Source organism: Paraburkholderia sp. BR13439 (genome assembly GCF_040948805.1).
GTDB lineage: Bacteria > Pseudomonadota > Gammaproteobacteria > Burkholderiales > Burkholderiaceae > Paraburkholderia > Paraburkholderia youngii.
On the sequence record NZ_JBFPKN010000173.1, the window covers coordinates 1 to 329 of the forward strand.

The window sequence follows — 329 nt, forward strand, 5'->3', positions numbered from 1 at the left end:
TTTGTATTGCCAGTCAGCCGCGATGGTCTGAAGCCGGTTCTTGCGCTCGTGAGACTTGACGTCTCACCACCTTCTATCCGCTGGCTTGATACCAGCCTCATCCTGCATGCGCGTTACGCCGTATTCAGCATCGGGAACATGCCCCATCTAACGAGTCGGTTGCGTGGAGCAACCCGACACTTTTACGGGCATGTTCACTTCAGACTGTATTCGCTTGCTCCCGCGTTACAGATTTATCGTTCGCGCTACTGATCTACGGTGCTTCAATCATGCTCCTTCGGGAACTACGCCGTCCTTTAAGTACCGCCATAGTGCAATCGCGAGACGTC

The 329-nt window shown here is 53.8% G+C and carries 1 protein-coding gene; it reads left to right on the top strand.

All coding sequences use genetic code 11. From position 1 onward, the window contains the following. A partial coding sequence (locus tag AB3X96_RS42750; protein ID WP_368594441.1) for a hypothetical protein occupies window positions 1-252 on the top strand: 252 nt, incomplete at its 5' end. Window positions 253-329 lie beyond the last annotated feature (77 nt).